Annotated in this window: 21 protein-coding genes and 1 pseudogene; 2 read left to right on the top strand and 20 right to left on the bottom strand. The window is 63.6% G+C overall.

The features are described from left to right. Positions 1-16 precede the first annotated feature (16 nt). From NLY37_RS26735 to NLY37_RS26660, 16 genes are all read right to left on the bottom strand, one after another. Positions 17-436 carry a helix-turn-helix domain-containing protein gene (locus tag NLY37_RS26735; RefSeq protein WP_023669550.1) on the bottom strand — a complete coding sequence of 140 codons (420 nt, stop codon included), beginning with the start codon at positions 434-436 and terminating at the stop codon, positions 17-19. A gap of 137 nt (positions 437-573) precedes the next feature. Next, positions 574-2166: an apolipoprotein N-acyltransferase gene (gene lnt, locus NLY37_RS26730; RefSeq protein ID WP_023740766.1), complete on the bottom strand. Its 1593-nt coding sequence runs from the start codon at positions 2164-2166 to the stop codon at positions 574-576. Positions 2167-2243: 77 nt separating this feature from the next. Then, positions 2244-2714 carry a VOC family protein gene (locus tag NLY37_RS26725; protein WP_023740767.1) on the bottom strand — a complete coding sequence of 157 codons (471 nt, stop codon included), beginning with the start codon at positions 2712-2714 and terminating at the stop codon, positions 2244-2246. A gap of 20 nt (positions 2715-2734) precedes the next feature. Further along, the gene (locus NLY37_RS26720) at positions 2735-3829 is read right to left on the bottom strand and encodes a hemolysin family protein (RefSeq protein WP_023669547.1); all 1095 of its coding nucleotides are present in this window, start codon (positions 3827-3829) and stop codon (positions 2735-2737) included. A gap of 28 nt (positions 3830-3857) precedes the next feature. Continuing rightward, on the bottom strand, positions 3858-4364 hold the full coding sequence (gene ybeY / locus NLY37_RS26715) for an rRNA maturation RNase YbeY (RefSeq protein WP_023669546.1): 507 nt from the start codon (positions 4362-4364) through the stop codon (positions 3858-3860). Between the two features lie 17 nt (positions 4365-4381). Further along, the gene (locus tag NLY37_RS26710) at positions 4382-5374 is read right to left on the bottom strand and encodes a PhoH family protein (RefSeq protein WP_031245904.1); all 993 of its coding nucleotides are present in this window, start codon (positions 5372-5374) and stop codon (positions 4382-4384) included. Between the two features lie 83 nt (positions 5375-5457). Continuing rightward, a complete protein-coding gene (miaB, locus tag NLY37_RS26705) occupies positions 5458-6867 on the bottom strand; it encodes a tRNA (N6-isopentenyl adenosine(37)-C2)-methylthiotransferase MiaB (protein ID WP_023740769.1) in 1410 nt (469 codons plus the stop codon). A 76-nt stretch (positions 6868-6943) separates the two neighbouring features. Next, positions 6944-7744 carry a lyso-ornithine lipid O-acyltransferase gene (gene olsA, locus NLY37_RS26700; RefSeq protein ID WP_023740770.1) on the bottom strand — a complete coding sequence of 267 codons (801 nt, stop codon included), beginning with the start codon at positions 7742-7744 and terminating at the stop codon, positions 6944-6946. Positions 7745-7772: 28 nt separating this feature from the next. Beyond that, positions 7773-8267 carry a ribosomal protein S18-alanine N-acetyltransferase gene (gene rimI / locus NLY37_RS26695; protein ID WP_023669542.1) on the bottom strand — a complete coding sequence of 165 codons (495 nt, stop codon included), beginning with the start codon at positions 8265-8267 and terminating at the stop codon, positions 7773-7775. Beyond that, a complete protein-coding gene (gene tsaB / locus NLY37_RS26690; protein ID WP_023669541.1) occupies positions 8267-8944 on the bottom strand; it encodes a tRNA (adenosine(37)-N6)-threonylcarbamoyltransferase complex dimerization subunit type 1 TsaB in 678 nt (225 codons plus the stop codon). Before tsaB ends, rimI begins: the two co-directional genes overlap by 1 nt. 107 nt (positions 8945-9051) lie before the next feature. Next, positions 9052-10158, bottom strand: coding sequence for a DUF1513 domain-containing protein (locus NLY37_RS26685; RefSeq protein WP_023740771.1), 1107 nt, complete (start codon positions 10156-10158; stop codon positions 9052-9054). A gap of 2 nt (positions 10159-10160) precedes the next feature. Continuing rightward, positions 10161-11240: an imelysin family protein gene (locus NLY37_RS26680; protein ID WP_023730920.1), complete on the bottom strand. Its 1080-nt coding sequence runs from the start codon at positions 11238-11240 to the stop codon at positions 10161-10163. Beyond that, the gene (locus tag NLY37_RS26675) at positions 11240-12829 is read right to left on the bottom strand and encodes a di-heme oxidoreductase family protein (RefSeq protein ID WP_023740772.1); all 1590 of its coding nucleotides are present in this window, start codon (positions 12827-12829) and stop codon (positions 11240-11242) included. The genes NLY37_RS26680 and NLY37_RS26675 overlap by 1 nt, the downstream gene beginning before the upstream one ends. A 12-nt stretch (positions 12830-12841) precedes the next feature. Further along, the gene (gene bfr / locus NLY37_RS26670) at positions 12842-13327 is read right to left on the bottom strand and encodes a bacterioferritin (RefSeq protein WP_023669537.1); all 486 of its coding nucleotides are present in this window, start codon (positions 13325-13327) and stop codon (positions 12842-12844) included. Further along, entirely contained in the window at positions 13293-13604 is a 312-nt protein-coding gene (locus NLY37_RS26665) for a (2Fe-2S)-binding protein (protein ID WP_023669536.1), read from the bottom strand. Before NLY37_RS26665 ends, bfr begins: the two co-directional genes overlap by 35 nt. A 59-nt stretch (positions 13605-13663) precedes the next feature. Then, positions 13664-14956: an imelysin family protein gene (locus tag NLY37_RS26660; RefSeq protein ID WP_023692591.1), complete on the bottom strand. Its 1293-nt coding sequence runs from the start codon at positions 14954-14956 to the stop codon at positions 13664-13666. Positions 14957-15446: 490 nt separating this feature from the next. Here NLY37_RS26660 and NLY37_RS26655 point away from each other — a divergent pair, with 490 nt between their 5' ends. Beyond that, complete coding sequence (locus NLY37_RS26655; protein ID WP_023696740.1) at positions 15447-16700, top strand: NAD(P)/FAD-dependent oxidoreductase; 1254 nt, start codon at positions 15447-15449, stop codon at positions 16698-16700. Positions 16701-16821: 121 nt separating this feature from the next. Here NLY37_RS26655 and NLY37_RS26650 read toward each other — a convergent pair whose 3' ends face one another. Beyond that, on the bottom strand, positions 16822-18099 hold the full coding sequence (locus tag NLY37_RS26650; RefSeq protein ID WP_023738174.1) for a 4-aminobutyrate--2-oxoglutarate transaminase: 1278 nt from the start codon (positions 18097-18099) through the stop codon (positions 16822-16824). Between the two features lie 195 nt (positions 18100-18294). Between NLY37_RS26650 and NLY37_RS26645 the strand changes: the two are divergent. Then, positions 18295-19078: pseudogene (locus NLY37_RS26645) on the top strand (efflux RND transporter permease subunit); the annotation flags it as partial. Positions 19079-19090: 12 nt separating this feature from the next. Here NLY37_RS26645 and NLY37_RS26640 read toward each other — a convergent pair. From NLY37_RS26640 to NLY37_RS26630, 3 genes are read right to left on the bottom strand one after another with little or no spacing between them, the layout of a single operon-like run. Then, a complete protein-coding gene (locus tag NLY37_RS26640) occupies positions 19091-19429 on the bottom strand; it encodes a DUF2185 domain-containing protein (RefSeq protein ID WP_023696743.1) in 339 nt (112 codons plus the stop codon). Positions 19430-19467: 38 nt separating this feature from the next. Next, entirely contained in the window at positions 19468-20217 is a 750-nt protein-coding gene (locus NLY37_RS26635; RefSeq protein WP_023669527.1) for an ABC transporter ATP-binding protein, read from the bottom strand. Continuing rightward, on the bottom strand, positions 20214-21050 hold the full coding sequence (locus tag NLY37_RS26630; RefSeq protein WP_023669526.1) for an ABC transporter ATP-binding protein: 837 nt from the start codon (positions 21048-21050) through the stop codon (positions 20214-20216). The genes NLY37_RS26635 and NLY37_RS26630 overlap by 4 nt, the downstream gene beginning before the upstream one ends. Between the last annotated feature and the right edge of the window lie 7 nt (positions 21051-21057).

Raw genomic sequence — 21057 nt, 5'->3', positions numbered from 1 at the left:
CAATCGACCCACCGAATCACTCGGCATCTTCGGCAGAAAGGGACTTCACAAGGTCGATAATCCGGCGGCGCACCTTCACATCCGCGATCTTGACGAACGCGCGGTTGAGCTGAAGCCCTTCCGGACTGCCGCAGAATTCGACGGCGAAAGCCATCGAAGTGTCCTCGGCAAATCCTCTATTACCCACCGGCTCCTGCCCTGGCGCATCCTCGAAAAAGAAGGCGACAGGCACGCTGAGTATCGAGGCTATTGCCTGCAGACGGCTGGCGCCGACGCGGTTCGTTCCTTTTTCATATTTTTGGATCTGCTGAAACGTAATACCGAGATTTTCACCAAGCTTTTCCTGGCTCATTCCAAGCATATTGCGCCGAAGGCGGACGCGACTTCCGACATGGATGTCGATCGGATTCGGTTTCTTCTTGTTTTCTTCTGTCATTTTTTCCTCGCCGAATTTTTCCGGCCTTTTCTATTTTTCTCGCCCAAACGAAGCCGGAGCCAACTGCCCCAACAGAAACACCAACCGACTTCGAGAAAATTAGGCGGTAACAGTATGAGTTTCTAATGTGTCGACTGTCAATTCACCCGTAGCCGTTGCCTTACGTTCAAGCTGAGGGCGATTGCGGCAAACACCAACATGATCAGCATTCCGTTAATGCGCCGCCCCGCGGCGGAGATGAAGGCTTGGCCGGAGATCGGCACCCGCACGTCGATGGCGCCACGCGCATCGACCGCCAATGCGTCGACGATGCGTCCGCGCGTATCGACAACGGCGGAAATGCCGTTGTTGGCGGCGCGCAACAGCGGCAATCCGTTTTCCACCGCGCGAATCTGAGCCTGCCTGAAATGCTGGTACGGCCCGGGCGTGTCGCCGAACCATGCGTCGTTGGTGACGTTTACAATAAGCTGGGATGACGTTGCGTCAACAGCCACCAGATCAGGAAAGATCACCTCGTAGCAAATAAACGGCAAGGCGCTGATGCCGCCGGGCAAAGCGATCGGATGGCGTTCGTTGCCGGCGGCGAAATTCATCGGCCCGGCGACGAGTTGTCCGATGCCGAAGCGGCTGAGCAGACCGGAAAACGGCAGATACTCGCCGAACGGCACCAGATGGACCTTGTCGACGGCATCAGCGATTTCGCCCTTGTCATCGATCGCCACCACCGAATTGTAGTAGCGGCTGTCGGCATCCGCCCCCGATCCGCGCTCCTCGCGCACGACGCCGGCAATCAGCATCTGACCAGGCTGCAGCATGTCGCCGAGCGCGGTCAGCGCGTCCGGACGCTCGGTGAACAGGAACGGTACCGAGGTCTCCGGCCACAGGATAAGTTGCGGTTTGTCATGACCGGGATCGGGCGCTGCGGCCGACAGGCCCATCATCGTGGCGAAGATGCGGTCGCGCACCGAGGCGTCCCATTTTTCGCTGAGGTCGACATCCGGTTGCACGATACGGACATCGAGAGTGCGGGTTGCCGGCTTGTCGGGGGTCGCGAGCCTGACATAGCCGAAGCCGGCATGGGCGGCGACGAGAATGGCAAGCAGGACCACACCGAGACGGACATGCCGGCGTGCTGCAAGCAAGGCCGGCATGGCGAAGACAAAGACCGCCAGCGCGTTCATGCCGACCATGCCGGTCACCGACACGCTTTGCATCAACAGCGGCACGGGCATCGCCGCATAACCGACGGCATTCCAGGGAAAGCCGGTGAACAGGAAGCCGCGCAGCCATTCCGTCAGGCCAAAAGCAAAGGCAAGGGCGGCAATGCGGCCAATGTCGTTGGTCCATAACAGCCGCGCGACGACGGTGGCGAAGCCGTAGAAAAATGCCAGCGCCAAAGGAATGCCGACGACCGCGAAGGGTAAGGCCCAGGCGAAACTGTCGGCCTCGACCAGAAGCGCCTCACCGATCCACCACAGGCCGGCGAGGAAATAGCCGAAGCCGAACCACCAGCCAATGGCAAAGGCCGGCCGCAGGCGCCTGAGCCAGCCGTCGGAAGCCTCGCCGGTGGCGCCGTCGAGCAGCCAGACCAGCAGTGGAAACGAGACGAAACAGACGGCGAAGAAATCGTATGGCGCCTGGGCGAGCACCGCCAGCGCCCCGGCAAGAAACGCCACCAGCGCGCGCCGCCAGCCCCAAAGCAGAATTATCCGGCCGGCAAGGCGCTCCATACAGACTTCCCAGGTCGCGCGAATCAAGAGCCAAGATTTATCAGATTTATTGAAACGCGAACCGGCCGATCGCTGCGCTATCGGTGCCATCCCTCGATGGTGAGCCCGCTCAGGTGCTCGGCCTCCTCGCGCGGCACCGTGCGCAAGGTCTCGGTGAAGGTCCAGACATGCCCTTCGGGGTCGCGCGCCCGATACTGCCGTTCGCCGTAGAAATGGTCGGCAGGCTCCTCGACGATTTGGGCTCCAGCCGCCATTGCCCGCCCACAATGCACGTCCAGGCCGTCTTTCAGACGCACACAGACCGACTGAGTGTTCTTGCCGCCGACGCTTACCGGACTGGCAATATGATCGGCCCATTCGGAATCGACGATGATGTAGCCGTCGCCAAAGCGCATTTCGGCATGGACCAGCCGTCCGTCGGCATCGCTGACCACCATGCTCGGCTCGAAGCCGAAGGCCGTTTCGAGCCATTTCAATGCGGCTCGCGGGTCCTTGTAGAACACACCCGAGCCAAAGGTTGAGTGCTTGAAGGGATCGTCGATCGTCATCGGCCGGGCGACGTTCTGTCCTAGGCCTGCTCGGTGCGGGGGGCGGTCACGCGGCGGCGACGCTCGCCCTTCTGGTTCTGGACGATGCGCACCCGCTTGACGCGGCGCGGATCGGCGTCGAGCACGTGGAATTCGAAGCCGGGGATGGCTTGCACAACCTCACCACGCGCGGGCACGCGGCCCAGCGTGTTGAAGATCATGCCGCCGATCGTGTCGACATATTCACCATGCTCACCGGCGGTAAAGTCCTCGCCGATCATCTTGGCGACCTCGTCGATCTCGGCCTTGCCGTCGACGACGAACACGCCCTCGCCGGTCTGGGTGATCAGCGGCTCGTCCTCGTCATGCTCGTCCTCGATATCGCCGACGACCATCTCGACGATGTCTTCCAGCGAGGCGAGACCATCGGTGCCGCCATATTCGTCGATGACCAGCGCCATCTGGGTTCGCGTCGTCTGCATATGGCCCATCAGGTCGGAGGCAAGCATCGAGGGCGGCACGAAAAGCACCGGGCGGATCAGATTGAGGTCGCCGATGGTGCGGCCGAGATCGACCTGGGCGAGGTCGAGAAGCGTCGTTGCCGGCGTCTTCCTGGATGTTCTGCCCTTCTTGACCCGGGCGACCTTGGTGATGTGGGCCAGCACGTCGCGGATGTGAACCATGCCGCGCGGATCGTCGAGCGTCTCGGAATAGACCGGCATGCGGGAATGGCCGGACTGCTCGAACAGACCGAGCAGATCGCCCAACGTCGTGGTGATCTCGACGGCCTCAATATCGGCGCGCGGCACCATGACGTCCTCGACGCGTACCTCGCGCAGGCGCAATATGTTGTTGAGCATGGCGCGTTCGCCGGGCGAGAAAGACCCGGCATCGCTGGTCGTTTCGGCAAGCGCGCCGGCGATTTCCTCGCGCAGGCTGGTGCCGTTCCGCTGCCTGAAAAGGCCCAAGACGCGGTCGAACAGGGACGGACCGGCAGGCGATGGCTCGCTGGCAATGCCACCAGAAGCGGGGCTGCCGGAACTGGGACTCGGACTCGATCCCTCTTCCGTCGTATCGGAAGGCTTTGTCGCACTGCCAGCCTCGGGGCGGGCGGCAGTTTCTGGTTTGTCGTTCATCGTCGTCCGGTCAATTGGTCTTTTGTCATTACGTGTAGGGATCGGGAATGGCAAGCCTTGCGAGCGCTGAGCGCTCGATGGCTTCCATCTCATCGGCCTCTGCATCGGTCTCGTGATCGTAGCCCAGCAAATGCAGCAGGCCGTGGATGACGAGATGGGTGATATGGTTCTCGAAGGGCTTGTCTTCCAGGGCTGCTTCGCGCGCCACCGTCTCGGCGGCCAGCACGATGTCACCCAGCATGGGCGGCAGCTTGCCACCCCTGGGGAACGGAAAAACAGGGAAAGACAAGACGTTGGTCGCCTTGTCCTTGCCGCGCCAGCCGGCATTGAGGGTACGGATATGGGCATCGTCGGAAAAGACGATGCTGAGTTCGGAAGGACCGGCAGCAGCGGTTTCGGCAAAGGCAGCCGACACGGCGCGATCGACCAGACGCGTCAGCGCCGCCTCATCGGGCCAGTCGCCGGCCTCGACCGACATATCGATCTCGACGGGAACCGAACTATCCCCGCCGCCAGGTCTTATGTCTTCAGGCATGAGCCCGCATCGTCACATCAGCTCTGGGCGCCGAGGCCGCGCGCCAGCTTGGCGTCGCGGTCATAGGCCCTGACGATTTCGGCCACCAGCGGGTGGCGCACAACGTCGACATCGTTGAAGCGCACGGTTACCGCGCCCGCCACGCCGTCAAGGACACGCAAGGCTTCGACGAGGCCCGACTTGGTGCTTGGAGGCAGATCGATCTGCGTCGGATCGCCGGTGACGATCATGCGCGAATTCTCGCCGAGGCGGGTCAAAAACATCTTCATCTGCATCGGCGTGGTGTTCTGCGCCTCGTCCAGGATGACGGCGGCATGCGCCAGCGTGCGGCCGCGCATGAAGGCCAGCGGCGCGATCTCGATGACCTCGGCGGCAATGGCGCGCTCGACCTTGTCGGCCGGCATCATGTCGTAAAGCGCGTCATAGAGCGGCCGCAGATACGGATCGACCTTTTCCTTCATATCGCCGGGCAGAAAACCCAGCCGCTCGCCGGCCTCGACCGCCGGCCGTGACAGGATGATGCGCTCGACCATGCCGCGTTCGAGCAGCATCGCCGCATGCGCCACCGCCAGATAGGTCTTGCCGGTGCCGGCGGGGCCAATGCCGAAGACAAGTTCCGAACGCTCCAGCGCCCGCATATAGGCGTCCTGGTTGAGCGAACGGGCATAGATCGTCTTCTTGCGGGTGGAGATCTGGGCGGCCGAAACCTTGCCCTTGCGTTCCAGCGTCGGCAGCGTCAGCTGGTCGTCGGCGGCAATGGCCATGCGCACGGCGCCATCGACGTCGGACTGGCCAATGTCGGTGCCCTTCTGGAGAATGCCGTAGAGATTGTCGAGTGCGCGGCGCGCCTGTTCGGCCGCCGAGGCCGAGCCCTTGATGGTCAACTGGTTGCCGCGCGAGCGGATGTCGACGCCGAGCTTCTGCTCGAGCCGGGCCAGGTTCTCGTCGAACTGGCCGTACAGGGCGCTGGCAAGCTTGTTGTTGTCGAAAGTCAGAACGATGTGCGCCATGTCAGAGGCCCCGGATGTCTGGTTCTGGGGCAGAGTCTTCACTTCAGCAGCGCTCAACCGTCTCTCCTCATCTGCCGAGGCCATCAAGCCAACTCGGCGAACAGGCTATTGTAGCCCGTCTTCGTGATTCGCACCCGGATAATGTCACCGATTTCGCCGGCCTTTTCATCAACAATAACCGGCTGCAGCCAAGGCGAGCGGCCGACCTTCTGGCCGGCCTGACGGCCGGGCTTCTCGATCAGCGTGTCGATGGTGCTGCCGACCAGGCCCAGGCCGAAATCCTGCTGCTGCTTGAGCAACAATGCCTGCAGCTGTTGCAAGCGTTCATCCTTGACCGCTTCCGGCACGTGATCGGGCATATCGGCGCCCGGCGTGCCGGGACGCGGCGAATATTTGAACGAGAAGGCCGAGGCGTAGTTCACCTGGCGCACCAGACCCATGGTTGCCTCGAAATCTGCATCGGTCTCGCCGGGGAAGCCGACGATGAAGTCACCGGACAGCGCGATGTCGCCGCGCGCAGCGCGGATGCGCTCAAGCAGTGCCAGATAGTCCTTGGCCGTGTGCCTTCGGTTCATCGCCTTGAGGATGCGGTCGGACCCGGATTGCACCGGCAAATGCAGATAAGGCATCAAAGCCGGGAGGTCGCGATGGGCAGCGATCAATTCGTCGTCCATGTCGCGCGGATGGCTGGTGGTGTAGCGCAGCCGCGCCAGGCCGGGAATCTCGGCCAGCCGGAACAGCAGACGGCCAAGTCCCCATTCCATGCCATCCTCACCCTTGCCGTGCCACGCATTGACGTTCTGCCCCAGCAGCGTCACCTCGCGCACACCGGCATCGGCCAGCCGCTCGGCTTCGGCGACGATCTGCGCCACCGGACGCGACACTTCCGAGCCCCTGGTGTAGGGCACGACGCAGAAGGTGCAGAATTTGTCGCAGCCTTCCTGCACCGTGAGGAAGGCGGTGACGCCGCGCTTGATCATTTCGGCGCGCTTCGGCTGCGGCAGATGCTCGAACTTGTCCTCGATGGCGTATTCGGTCTCGACGATCTTCTCGCCGCCACGCACCCGGGCCAGCACATCGGGCAGCCGGTGATAGGTCTGCGGGCCGATGACCAGATCGACAGCAGGCGAACGGCGGATGATTTCCGCGCCTTCGGCCTGCGCGACGCAACCGGCGACGCCGATCAGCATTTCGCGCCCAACTGCTGCGCGTTCAGCCTTCATGTCGCGGATGCGGCCAAGCTCGGAATAGACCTTTTCCGCCGCCTTCTCCCTGATATGGCAGGTGTTGAGCAGCACCAGATCGGCGTCGGCGATGACATCGGTCGCGGTGTAGCCGTCGGCGGCCAGCGCATCGGTCATGCGCTGTGAGTCATAGACATTCATCTGGCAGCCATAGGTCTTGACGAAGACCTTTTTGGCCGGGGCGGACGCCGCAGCAGCGCTTTGCGAGGCGCTGTCGGTTTCGTTCCGCTCTATCGTGTTCAAATCCATCCGGCGGCTTCTAACGCCTTTCCGTGACAAAAAACAGACGATTCTCGGGCATCGGCCTGTAGGCGCCCGGCCTGCGCTAGCGGCTCGGTCGGGGATCGGCGAGCGCGGCCTGCATCATGGCGCGCACCTTGCTTTCCATCAGCCTCGACGTTTCCTTGCGGTTCGAGCCCTTGGAAAAGGCGATGGGCTCGCCGAAATGCACCTCGACGTCAATGGCGCCTTCGGCCATCAGCACCTTGAGATGCGGCATCAGGTCCTGATCGCCGATCCAGGCAGCGAGCGGCCGGTGGCGACGGCCGAGAGGCACGCCGTGCACCCGCGTGTAGGCAATCGCCAGCGGCTGGATGAAGACCTGCTCGGCCGCGCCTTCCGAAATCGCCATCGAGGCGGCGCCGAACAAGGTGCTCTTGAACGGCAGGATGGTGTTGCCGTCGCCGGTAGAGCCCTCGGCAAACAGCACCATGGCGTCGCCCTTGGCCATGCGGCTGGCGATCTCGCTGGCCTGGTCGCCAGCTGTCCGCTTACGCTCGCGTTCGATGAAGACCGTACGCTGCAGTTTCGACAGCCAGCCGATCAGCGGCCATCCCTCCATGTCCGCCCGAGCGATGAAGGTCACATCGGCAAAGGAGCCCAGCACCATGATGTCGGTCCAGGAGATATGGTTCGAGGCGACCAGCAGCGGGCGCTGGCTGGACAGCGCACCTTTGACATGGATGCGCAGGCCGAGCGTCCGGACGATGAGGCTGTGCCAGGCCTTCAGAATGACCGTCTCACGCCAGATTCCAGTCTTCATCGACAGCAGCTGCAAAGGAACAAGGACCAGCGAACCGATGACAACGAGGCTCAGCGCCAGGAAAATCCTGATTTTTCCGATCATGCAGCTTGGCCCTGCCCCAAAACTTTGGCTAGCGAAGATCGCGGCGCATGACAAGCGCGCCGGTAGGACCATGTTCGGTCGAGCGGTAATAATTGGCGCGGTGGCCGACCTGGCGGAAGCCCAGCCGCCGGTAGAGGGCGATGGCAGCGACATTGGTCTCGTCGACCTCAAGGAACAGCGCCTCGGCGCGCTGCGCATGCAATTCGCGCAGTACGGCGTCCATCAATTGCCAGCCGAGCCCCTGGCGGCGATGCGAGCGCGCCACCGCCACGGTCAGAATCTCGCCCTCGCCGGCTGCAAGCCTGGCCAGCACGAAGCCGACCGGCGGCTTGGCGCCCTGGCCGATTTCGCGCGCGGCATAGCCGAACACGGTTTCCTGTTCGAGCAACGCGGCGAACTCGCCATCGGTCCAGGGCCGGACGAAATCCTCGCGGTGCAGCACCGACGCTGCCGGGCTGTCGGCGATGGTCAGCGGCTCGAGCGCATAGTCCCTGCGGCGCGGCTGGAGGAAAGGGATGCGCATCACTTTTCCTGCCTCAACAGGATGAACCCGGCCTGCGCCTTGGCATCGGCGCCGCGCAGATAGAGTGGCTTCGGCTTGTCGCCCTCGCCTTTTGCAGCGGCGAGCCGGGCGTAGACGGCAATGTCGGCGGTGGCAGCCGTCGGGCCGATATCGAAATCGCGACCGGCCGCGGCTGCGATCTGCACGGCGGCCGTGCCGGCAAGCACCGGACGATTGTCCGCCGCCATTCCCGCGGCTTGCGCAAGTGTGGTCACCGCCGGACCATAGCGCAAAATCGCTTCCGCATCGTAAAGCGCGGCATGGATTTCCTCGCGGCCGGCATCGAGAGCGGCCAGGACCGGGCGGCCGGGAAATGCCGCCCTCGCCTCGGCCGCCAGCGCCTCCAGTGTCGTTACCCCGATCGCCGGGATCTTCAGCGCCAGCGCCAGGCCGCGCGCCGCCGAGACGCCCACCCGCAGGCCGGTGAAGGAACCCGGACCGATGGAAACCGCAACGGCGCCAAGGCCGGCATAATCGGTGCCGTCCGCTTTCAGCGCTTCGTCAATGACAGCCATCAGGTGTTCGGCATGGCCTTTGCCGAGATCGAGTACCGAGCGGCCAAGTTCTCTGCCGCCCGATGCGTCATAGACGCAAGCGGCGCAGAGATTGGCGGCACAGTCGATGGCGAGCAGTTTCATGGGCGACCGGTTCGAAAAACAGTCTCCCTCTGCCCGCCACGGCGCGCCGCCGCAAGAGCCAGCGCGTAAATTGTTAAGCGGCTTCGCTTCGGTGCAGGCCGGACGGCTTACGCCGCCGGCGCGATGCGCAGCATGTGGTTGTCCCAGACATAGTCGGGCTCGGAGCGCGTCGCGCCGCTGCCTTCGATGATTTCGCCGGCACCCGTGGTTGCCATGAAGCCCGGGCCGTCGGGCGCCAGGCCGCAGACCTCGACCAGCGCCTTGGTGGCGACGATCTTGCCGCCGGCGGCGTCGATGACGGCCAGCGAATTGCCTTCCGGCGAAGACACCGCGACCGTGCCGGCAATCGGGTTGGCGGCGACCGAGCCGATGTAATTCCGGAAGCCGGATAGCACGTCCTGCGGCATGTCGAGCAGCTGCAGCCCCTTGCCGCGCGTGGCGCGGCCGACCAGCGGTGGCCGCTCGGTGCCCGGCCCGCGGTACTGGCAGCCGAACCAGATGGTGCCTGTGGGGTCGGCATCCATGTGGCGAATCGACAGCTGGTGCAGAGCCGGCGGCAGTTCGTGCTTTTCGATGAGATCGCCGGTTGTGCGATCGACCAGCACATAGGACGGCTTCATGGTGGCGATGTTGAGCTCGGCGCGGCCATAGTCGGGATGGGTCTCGATGCCGCCATTGGCGATGGCGATCGTCCGGCCGTCTCCGAGCAGCAAGAGCTCATGCGGCCCCATGCCATAGGTCGGAAACTCGCCGATGCGGCTGAACTTGGCCCGTGCGTCGTAGATCCCGACCACGCCGGCGGCATTGTCGAAATTGTTTTCGGTGGCGTAAAGCAGCGCGCCGTCGGTGGAAAACACACCGTGGCCGAAGAAATGCCGACCGGTGATGCTGGCGATGGTCAGCGGCGGCTCGCGGCCGGCATGGTCGAAGACCACGGCGAAGGTGCCGGGTTGCCGGGCGAAGACCACGGAGCGCTTCGAGACCGGATCGAAGGTGACGTCGTGGCCACGGTCGGGCAGGTCGATCGCATGCAATACTTTTCCGGCTTCCGACAACACAGCGGCGCCAAAGCTGCCGTCGCGCTTGACGAAGGCGGTGGCAAAGACGGCATCGGCGGCAAGCGTGTCCGCCCAGGCCCGCGGCGCCATTGACGCGACCAAGCCGGCGCCGGCAGCCCTGAGAAAATTGCGGCGGTCGATCAGTGGCGTCCTCATGATCAGTCTCCGTCGAGCGAGGAGAAGCCGGCGGTCAGGCCGAACTCGGCGGTCAGCCTGGTGCCGATTAGGCCCGACAGGCTGGAGGTGATCAGCGCGAAATGCTCGAGTTTTCCGCGCTCCGCGGGATCGGCCAGCGTCTTGTCGATCGGACCCTGGATGGATTTGGCAGTGGCAACGCCATTGATGAGCTGGATATGGATGGATTCCGCCATCCATCTGCTATCCTCGGGCAGCGCGTCGCCGAGCTTCGAGGCCTGGAACAGCGCATCAATGCCGGAGAGGTTGCCGGCTAATGACAGGCCGGTGTTTTGCGACCGCCAGTAGATCGCCTGCCTTGGCTTGTCAGCCTCCGGCTTGGCGCCGAAAAAACCTTTGAGGCGCACGTCGCGGACCATTTCCAGCTCGTTGATGAAGACGCCGACCAGTTCGGTCACCGCTTCGGTGCCGTCGCGGTAAAGCGCATTGTCGGGTCCGGGATTAGCCCACAAGGCTGCAAAACCGTCCGGTTTTTTCCAGGCCGCGTCGACATCGGCCGCCATGGTCTCGATGTTCTTGGCGACTGCCGCGCCATAGGCGCAGCGATAGGGCTCGTCCTTGCCGACGAGCGTCTCGGCGCCGTCGCCGTAAAGCACGAACTCCAGCGCCCCTAATCCCTGCATCGCGACACTCTTGCCCGCCAGCTGCGCCGGATCGGTGGCGGTCGGATCCTTGCCGGCCAGCGCCGCCTGCACCTGCTTCAGGCCGATGCTCTTTCGGTCCGGCCAGTAGAGCATGCGCTCCAGCCGGTTGTTCTCCTTGATTGGCCCGAAGCCGATGATTTCAGCCGACGACCAGGCTGCGACCGTGGCCGAGAATCCGGCATGCGCGGCATCGAGGTTGCCCTGCGACGGCGCCTGGCAGAGCGCGTCCATGGCCTTCGCCAAGGTGCCGGCATGGCCATGCAGGCTGGCATAGGCGGGGCGGACAAATCCGTCGATCGCTCTTTGAATGACATCGGAGGCTTTCACCGAGGCCGATGCCGGGGACGCACCGAACAGAGCCAATGGGAGGAGTAGAACAGGCAAAACCCGCTTGAGCATCAGAATGACTCCAGGAATTTGATGAGAGCATCGCGGTCGGCCGTATTGGCGGCGGCAAAGCGATCGCGCGCCTTCTGCCCCTCGCCGCCATGCCACAGGATCGCTTCGGTAAGCGTGCGCGCACGCCCGTCATGCAGGAAGAAAGCGTTGCCGTTGACGGTCTTTGTCAGGCCGATGCCCCATAGCGGCGGGGTGCGCCATTCACTGCCCGTGGCATCGCCCACCGCCTGGCCGTCGGCAAGGCCAGGCCCCATGTCGTGCAGCAGAAAGTCGGAATAGGGCCAGATCAGTTGGAACGCCTGCGCCTTGTTCCCGCGCATGGTGACGAATTTCGGCGTATGACAGGCAATGCAGCCTATCTCGTAGAACAGCTTCTTGCCGGCGAGCACGGCGGGTGCGCCGACATCGCGCCGCGCCGGCACGGCCAGGTTCTGCGAATAGAAGGTGACGAGGTCCATCACCGGTGGTGGCGCCTCGACCGGGCCGAGCCGCTTCTGCACGCCATTGGGCATGTCGAGGCAGGCCTTTTCTGCGGCGGTGCAATCGCCCCAGTGACTGGGCTCTTCCGGCGTCGAAATGCCGATGTCGCCGGCAAAGGCGTCCGCCGCCTGCTGGGGGATCGATGCGGTCTGCGCCTTCCAACCGAAGCGGCCAAGCGTCAGTTGCCCGCTGCTGAGGTCACGCACCATGTTGGGCTTGCCGGAAATGCCGTCGCGGTCGTCGGGATCGGCATGGGCAAGGATGTCGGCCGGCGCGATCTGTTCGATCAGGCCAAGGCCGATCATGGGCGGGGTCAGACGTGGCGACAGCGTGGTGCGCGGGTCAAGCGGGCCGTAGCCAAGCCCGTCGACCGAATAGCTCGGCTTGCGCAGCGAAACGATGCTACCGTCGCCGAGCGTGACCTTTTCCTCGCGATAATCGACATACATGCGGCCTTCGCCCTTGAGGCCGGGCACCGCCAGTTCCTGCAACTGCGCGCCGTAGACCGGATCGGGGAAGTTCAGCACCTTGTGCGCGGCGATCTCGGTCTTTTCCTCGGCCGTGCTCGCATCGCGCGCTAGCCGCAGGAACATCGACGTGGTGCGGCTGTCGGCGGCCGGCGGGCGGCCGCGGCCATCCTTCAAATGGCAATTCTGGCAGGCGCGCTCGTTGAACAGGGGTCCGAGACCGTCCGAGGCCTGGGTCGAGGATGGCGACGACACCCAGTTCTTGCGGAAAAGCGCATTGCCGAGCTTGAAATTGCCCTGTTCCTCGAAGGTAATGTTTTCAGAGGGTTGCGAGAAGGCGTCGCGGTCGACCTGCTTGCGCGACGTGCCGGCGCCGCCTTGCATCGTTTCGAAGGATTCGGGCTTGGAGAAATCCTGGGTTGGCCTGGTAACGGCAAGGACGCGGGCCTGGTCCTTCGGCGTCAGGTCGGTGCGGCTCGTGGCGAGGCCGACCGGTTCCGACGATCCGGCCAGGGCCGGGGCCAAAATTGCCGCCAGGGTTACAACCGAAAGCCCGCGAAAGGCCTGATATCGCGGGTTTTTGAGGAGCAGCGGGCCGGCGGCCCGCCGCAAGCGGCGCAGAATATCTATGGGGCGCCGCATTCCTGCATGGTCCTATTCCGCCTCGTCCGCCGATGCGGCGTTGAGCTGGCCGTATTTTTCCTCGCCGATCGAGGCAAGGAGGTCGAGCTGCGTCTCGAGGAAGTCGATGTGACCTTCCTCATCCGCCAGCAATTCCTCGAACAGCTTCATCGTCACGTAGTCGCCGGCTTCGTTGCAGATCTCGCGCGAACGCTTGTAGGCGGTGCGTGCGTCATATTCGCCGGCGAGATCGGATTCGAGCACTTCCTTGACGTTCTGGCCGATGCGCAACGGCGCCACGGACTGCAAATTGGGATGCCCTTCGAGGAAGATGATACGGGCCACCAGCCGGTCGGCATGGTGCATCTCCTCGATCGATTCGGCGCGTTCCTTCTTTGCCAGCTTGGCATATCCCCAATCTTCGAGCAGGCGGAAATGCACCCAGTATTGATTGACGGCGCCAAGCTCCAGGAACAGAGCCTCGTTAAGCCGCTCGATGATCTGCGGTTCGCCTTTCATGGATTCTGCTCCCATATTGGACGCGCAGGCCTCTGACGCGATCCAGGTGTGAAACGATGTCCACGCCGCTCGCCTCCGAACGGGTGTGGTAATTTTCGGTGACCCGAATGATCGTTTCGACCACATTTGGGAAGCAGCCGCAACAGCGACCGCGCTTTTGCATCGTGTGATAGACCTTCGCCGGCACGATCAGTTGCCAGGGGTCCTGATCCAGCAGATCGACGATCGTCTGCTCAATCTCCTTTTCGGTGATGATGTTGCAATGGCAGATCAGCATGGATTGGCTCTGGCTGACGGCGCCCCTCCGCGCCGTTTGGCTGGTAGTTGGTTGGGGTGCTACTTGAACACCTTGTCCGGTGCGTCGAGGCTGTCGGACCCCTCGAAGGCTATGTTGTTCAGGTTCAGCGCGCCGACGGCGCGTTCGATCGACTTGGTCTGGTCGACCAGCGCGTCGATTGCCGCCTGCACGGTAGCATTGCCTTCGGTGTTGCCCTCGGCGATCTGCTGGTCGTAGGCCTCGCCGGCCACTTCCCGCGCCTTGATCGCCTCCATCTTGGCGACCGAGACATCGAGCTTGTCGGACAGTTCCTTGTCGATCGCCGGATCGGCCGCCTTGACCATATCGTGCACCGACGGGCCTGAAACGACGGTGCCGTCGATGCGCGTGTAGCTGGCGAGATAGGCGGCGCGGATGCCGATGGCGTCATAGAGATGCGAGTTGTAGGTATTATCCGAGAAGCAGTCGTGCTCCTCTTCGGGATCGTGCAGCAGCAGGCCGAGTTTCATGCGCTCCCCGGCCAGTTCGCCGTAGGACAGCGAGCCCATGCCGTTGAAGATCACCGAGATAGCGGTGTTCGGCTGGCCATCGACGAGGTTCTTGCGGGCGGCGCCGTCTTCCTTCCAGTTGCCGACCATCTCCTGCAGGTCGGAGACCAGAAGATCGCTGGCCGACTTCAGATACTCGGCCCGGCGATCGCAATTGCCGCCGGTGCAGTTCTTGAGGTCGTAGTCGGTGTACGGACGCTCGCCGGCGCCCGGGCCGGTGCCGTGCAAATCCTGGCCCCAGAGCAGGAATTCGATGGCGTGATAACCGGTGGCGACATTGGCCTCGATGCCGCCGGCCTCCTGCAGCGTGCCGGCGAGGAACTCCGGCGAAAGCTTCGAGGCGTCGACCTTCTTGCCGTCGATCTCGATGTCCTTGTTAGCGATGACATTGGCGGTGTAGAGCGCGTTGGCGTCGGACTCGGTGCCGTAGCTCTTGGCGACGTAGTCGATCAGGCCTTCGTCGAGCGGCCAGGAGTTCACCTTGCCTTCCCAGTCGTCGACGATCTTGTTGCCGAAGCGGTAGACCTCGGTCTGCTGGTAGGGCACGCGCGACGCCTTCCAGGCATCGCGGGCGGCATTCAGCGTGTCCGCCGACGGGTTGGCAAGCAGCGCGTCGACAGCCTTGTCGAGCGCCTGCGCCGTGGTCAGCGAATCCTCGTACTTGGCCAGCGCGATGTCGGAATAGGTCTTGATGACCGCCTTGGCATCGATCTCCGCCGCCTTGGCCGGCAGGATGAAAACCGCCGCCGTCAACATAGCCGTGGCACCGATCGCAGCCAGTCTGCCGCCATATCGCGCTGTCATCATCAGTCTCCAGTTCAAAGGGGATTCGGTAAAAGGCGCGCGTGCCAAACGGTGCCGGGACATAGGCATGCCGTAGGACACCACAGATGCCGCGCCGCTCTGCGGCTCACGGGAGAAAGACACCAAATGCCTCCAATCGAACGGGTTCAAGGCCCAAACATCAAAGGGATGCGCTGACGCGCGAGCCTCCATAAAACGATGGCGAGGCCGGAAGTCAACTGGTGAACCCTAGAAAATTCAATTGAAACAACAGTTTAGAATTATTCTAAACTAGCACTATCAACTTTAAATCGTAGCCAGCAGCCAAGGTGAGAGACGCCGCGATTGACAAGCGACCGTTCCGGGTGCGACCCGGACCGGGGCTCTTGCGACGGCGGCAGACAATCGCCATCTGGCGGAACGGCTCACAATCAAAGCATGATGTCGTCCGAAAACCGCTTCACACTTTTCGGCATCATGCTCCAGATTTGAAACAGGAATTCGGGTTGCGATGAAGAACGGGGTCGTCATTGTCGGTGCGGGTCATGCGGGCGTGCAAGCGGCCGCCAGCCTGCGCGAGGAAGGCTATGACGGGCCTGTCATACTGATCGGCGACGAAACCGATCTGCCCTATCACAAGCCGCCGCTGTCGAAGACCTTCATCAAGGACGCCGATGCCAAGCCGCAACCCTTGCGCGGCGAGGCCTTTTACACCGGCAGCGCCATCGACTTCAGGCCGGGCGTCCGAATCGACAGCATCGATACGGCAGGCCGCAAGCTGGACATAGCGGGCGGCGGCGTGCTGCCGTTCGACCGGCTCATCCTGGCCACCGGTTCGCGGCCGCGGCTTCTGCCGCTGCCGGGCGCCGACCTCTCGGGCGTGCTGTCGCTGCGCTCGATCGCCGATGCGCGGCTGATCCGCGCGCTCAGCGCCCAAAGCGAAGACGTGGTCATCCTCGGCGGCGGCTTCATCGGGCTGGAGATCGCGGCAACGCTGAGGGCCGCCGGCCGCAACGTCACCCTGGTCGAGGCTGTCGACCGGCTGCTTGGCCGCGCCGTGGCGCCGGTGGTGGCGAGCCATGTCCGCCAACGGCTGGAGGCGATCGGCGTGCGTATCCTCACCGGCACCACCATTGCCAGGCTGGAAGGGGAAAACCGCCATGTCTGCGCTGCCATCACCTCCACCGGCGAAAGGCTGCCCGCGCGCATGGTCATCGTCGGCATCGGCGCCGTGCCGAATGTCGAACTTGCGCAGGCTGCCGGACTGACTGTCGCCAATGGCATCCGCGTCGACCAACAGATGCGCACCTCAGTGCCTGATATTCTGGCCATCGGCGACGCCGCTTCCTACCGCCACTGGTCGACCGGCGGCGACGTGCGGCTGGAATCGGTGCAGAACGCCACCGACCAGGCGCGGCTTGCCGCACGCACGATCACCGGCCATACGGACGCCTATGCGGCGGTGCCGTGGTTCTGGTCTGACATCGGCGACATGAAACTGCAGATGGTCGGGCTGACCTCGGGCGGCGACAGCCATGTCGTGCTGGGCGACCTCGCTGAGAACAAGTTCTCGATCTACCACTATGCTGGAAGCCGGCTGCTCGGCATCGAATCCGTCAACAGGCCGGGCGACCATATGCTGGGCCGCAAGATGCTCGGGGCCGGGTTTTCGCCGATGGCGCAGACGATTGCTGAGGGACCTGACGGGCTGAAGGCTGCACTGGCAGCGTTCCAGCAGGATGAGCCGGCACGGGCTGCGGGCTAGACGCACTTACCCTCCCCCTTGTGGGGAGGGTCGCTGCGAAGCAGCGGGGTTGGGGTCGGCGCGAGGCCCCCCACCCGGACCTGCGGTCCGACCTCCCCACAAGGGGGAGGTAGGGTTTGCGCTAGGCAGCGCAGACTTCGCGGATCGAGCTTTCCAGAATGTCGAGCGCCTCGTTCATGACATTGTCCTGGATGGTGATCGGAGCCAGGAAACGGATGACGTTGCCGTAGACGCCGCAGGTCAGCAGGATCAGCCCCTTGTCGAGCGCCTTCAGCCGGATCGCATTGGCGATCTCGGCCGACGGCAGGCCCCTCTTGACGTCGTTGAGCTCGACCGCGTTCATGAAGCCGAGACCCCTGATGTCGACAATCTCGGGCACATCGTCGCGGATCGACTGCAGCCGCTGTTTCAGCCGGGCGCCCAGCGTATTGGCGCGGTCGCACAGCTTTTCGTCCTCGATTACGTCGAGCACGGCGTGTGCTGCGGCGACACCGATCGGGCTGCCGCCATAGGTGCCGCCGAGCCCGCCAGGACCGGGCGCATCCATGATCTCGGCGCGGCCGGTGACCGCCGCCAGCGGGAAGCCGCCGGCCAGGCTTTTCGCCATGGTGGTAATGTCGGCCGCGACCTCATGATGATCCATGGCGAACATCTTGCCGGTGCGGGCAAAGCCGGTCTGCACCTCATCGGCGATCAGCAGCATGCCGTGCTGGTCGCAGAGCTTGCGCAGCGCCGTCAGGAATTCGCGCGGCGCGTCGTAGAAGCCGCCCTCGCCCTGGACCGGCTCGATGATGATGGCGGCAACGCGAGCCGGATCGACATCGGCCTTGAACAGTTTGTCGAGTGCGACCAGCGAATCGGCTGTAGACACGCCGTGCAGCGGCACCGGAAACGGCGCGTGGTAGACGTCGCCCGGCATGGCGCCGAAGCCGACCTTGTAGGGCACGACCTTGCCGGTCAGCGCCATGCCCATGAAGGTGCGGCCGTGGAAGCCGCCGGCAAAGGCGATGACGGCTTGGCGGCCAGTGGCGTTGCGGGCGATCTTGATGGCGTTCTCGACCGCTTCAGCACCCGTAGTGACGAAGATGGTCTTCTTCTCGAACTTGCCGGGCAGCATGCCGTTCAGCCGTTCGGCCAGCCTGACATAGCTCTCATAGGGCACGACCTGGTGGCAGGTATGGGTGAAGCGGTCGAGCTGTGCCTTGACCGCCTCGATCACCCTGGGATGGCGGTGGCCGGTGTTGACGACGGCGATACCGGAGGAGAAATCGATGTATCGGCGGCCTTCTACATCCCAGATCTCCGAATTCTCGGCGCGGTCGGCATAGATCTGCGTCGTCATGCCGACGCCGCGCGAGATCGACTGGTTCTTGCGCTCAGAAATGGCTGCGTTCTTCATTTCGTCCCTCATCGGGCCGACGCCCGTTCTCGTTAGATGAATGCCAAGGCCTCTTCTGACCTTATTTCACGTTTTCCTCAAGTTGGCACCGCCGCCGGGCGATTGGGCCTGTCGTCGATGCGGGCCACTTCGACAGACCGGTCTTAACCAGCCGACCGATACACGTACGGGGCAGTCCGTGACAGCTCACCCGTCACCGGGAACGGCGAAGCGATCCCGCTCGCCGCGGTGGCGAACTTCCGCTACGACCTCGAACAGCCGACGGTGTGGCGGCGCAACCGCATCCCGATGATCACCGTTCGCGCAGGCCTCGTTGGCGACGTGCTGCCGGCCACCGTCGTCAACGAATTGAAGCCGTCGGTCGACGCCTTCATCGCCAAACTGCCGCCCGGCTATTCCGTTGCAACCGCCGGCTCGGTCGAGGAAAGCGCCAAAAGCCAGGGACCGATCGCAGCGGTGGTGCCGCTGATGCTGTTCGTGATGGCGACCATCCTGATGATCCAGTTGCAAAGTTTTCAGCGCCTGTTCCTGGTCGTGGCGGTGGCGCCGCTCGGCCTGATCGGCGTGGTCGCGGCCCTGGTGCCGAGCGGCGCACCGCTCGGCTTCGTCGCCATTCTGGGCGTCCTGGCGCTGATCGGCATCCTGATCCGCAACTCAGGTGATCCTGATCGTGCAGATCGAGGATCTGGTGGCCGAGGGCCAAGACCGCTGGGAAGCCGTGATCGAAGCGACCGAGCACCGCATGCGGCCGATCGCGCTGACGGCCGCGGCCGCCAGCCTAGCGCTGATCCCGATCGCGCGCGAAGTGTTCTGGGGCCCGATGGCCTACGCCATGATGGGCGGCATCATCGCCGGCACGGCGATCACGCTGCTGTTCCTGCCGGCGCTTTATGTGACGTGGTTCAGGATCAAGGAGCCTAAGCAGGGGGACGAACCATCTGTTCCGGAGAACGGCGAACTGGCGCAAGACCCCGCTTAAGGCTTTGCCGGATCATTCGTTATCGTTAGAGGGTTCGGGGCGCGATTTCGCTCGCTGCCATGGCGATGATTTTGACGTCCGCCAAGCATGCCAGCCTTTTGGCAAGTCGGCCAATGCCAGGATGCTTTCATCCTGCTGCACCACCTCTTGCAGGCCAACGAGCATTATCTCGCGTTCATCCCAATCTCGAGAGTCGCTGCTATAGAATTGCCAACTGCCCCCTTCATCGTTGTAGTTCTCGTCATCGTCAGCTTCATGCACAACGTATGCGATCCAGTCGCCCCGTTTGAATATGCTCTTGTCCGATAGCACCGCGACATTGGGCGGATCTGCAAACTTCCATTCTTCCATGGAATTCCCCAAGCGATTATTCTGCGGAAGAAACTAGTTCACGCCGTCCGAACAAACCCCTCGCTCGCCCTAAGCAAATTGCGTGTGTAATCCTTCTCCACGCGGTGCCCGATCAGCTGGCCCGCCGTCAGGTTCTCCACCGCTTCGCCATTCTGCATCACCATCAGGCGCTCGCACATATGGGTGATGATGGCGAGGTCGTGGCTGACCATCAGGAAGGTCAGCTTGCGCCGACGGCGAACCTCTTCCAGCAGGTTGAGCACTTCCGCCTGCACCGAAGCGTCGAGCGCCGAGGTTGGTTCGTCGAGCAGCAGGATCGACGGTTCGAGGATGAGCGCCCGCGCGATCGCCACGCGCTGACGCTGACCGCCGGAGAGCTGGTGCGCGTAGCGGAAACGGAAACCGTTGCCTAATCCGACCTCGTCGAGGGCGCGCTGGATGCGTTGCTCGCCATCGGCAAAGCCGTGAATGGCGAGCGGCTCCTGTAGCAGGCGGTCGACGGTCTGACGCGGGTGCAGCGAACCATAGGGGTCCTGGAAGACCATCTGCACTTCGCGATAAAAAGCCTTGTCGCGGCGCGCTCCCAGCGTCTTGCCATTGACCGTGATAGTACCGGATGCGACAGGCACCAGGCCGGCAATGGCTTTGAGCAGCGTCGACTTGCCGGAACCGCTCTCGCCGACCAGGCCGAAGGATTCGCCGGACTTCACCTCGAGGTTCGCCCCTTTCAGCGCGCGAAAACGGTCGAACACCACCTCCAGCCCTTCAATCGAAATGGCTGGCGTCATGCCGCCCACTCCGGCTTGCGGTCGAGCACCGGCAGCGGGTGGCGTTCGTAACCGATCCTGGGCATGCAGTTGAGCAGGCCGCGCGTGTAGGGATGCTGGGCGTCGCGCAGCTCCGACGCCTTGAGCTGCTCGACCACCTTGCCGGCATACATGACGATGACGCGGTCGCAGAAGGAGGCGACCAGCCGCAGATCGTGCGAGATGAAGATCAGACCCATGCCGCGCTCACTGACCAAGCGGTCGAGGATGCCGAGCACATCGAGCTGAACGGTGACGTCGAGCGCCGAGGTCGGCTCGTCGGCGATCATCAGTTCCGGTCCGGCGATCAGCATCATTGCGATCATGGCGCGCTGGCCCATCCCGCCGGACACCTCGTGCGGATGCAGGTCGAAGACACGCGAGGGATCGCGGATCTGCACAGCTTCCAGCATGGCCAGCGCCCGCTCGCGCGCTTCGGCCTTGGAGACCTTTTCATGCGTGCGCAGCGTCTCGACGATCTGGCGGCCGATGCTCATCACCGGGTCGAGCGAATATTTCGGATCCTGCAGGATCATGGCGATGCGTTTGCCGCGCAGCGCCCGGCGCTGGCGGGCGGGTATGTCCAAAAGATCGATGCCGTCCAAGGCGAGCTTCTTGGCCGAAACCAGAGCCTGCGGCGGCGTCAGCCCCATGATGGCGCGGCCGGTCTGCGACTTGCCGGAGCCGCTTTCGCCGACAATGCCCAGCCGCTCTCGGCCGAGCGAGAAGGTGACGCCGCGCACCGCCTGGATGAGGCCGGTCCGAGTCGGGAAGGTGACGCGCAGGTCGTCGACATCGAGAAGTGCACCGCTCATTGGTCAC

This window comes from Mesorhizobium sp. C395A, from assembly GCF_030323205.1.
Taxonomy (GTDB): domain Bacteria; phylum Pseudomonadota; class Alphaproteobacteria; order Rhizobiales; family Rhizobiaceae; genus Mesorhizobium.
Note: the sequence above shows the minus strand (reverse complement) of the source record. Positions and strands in the feature narration are given on the sequence as shown.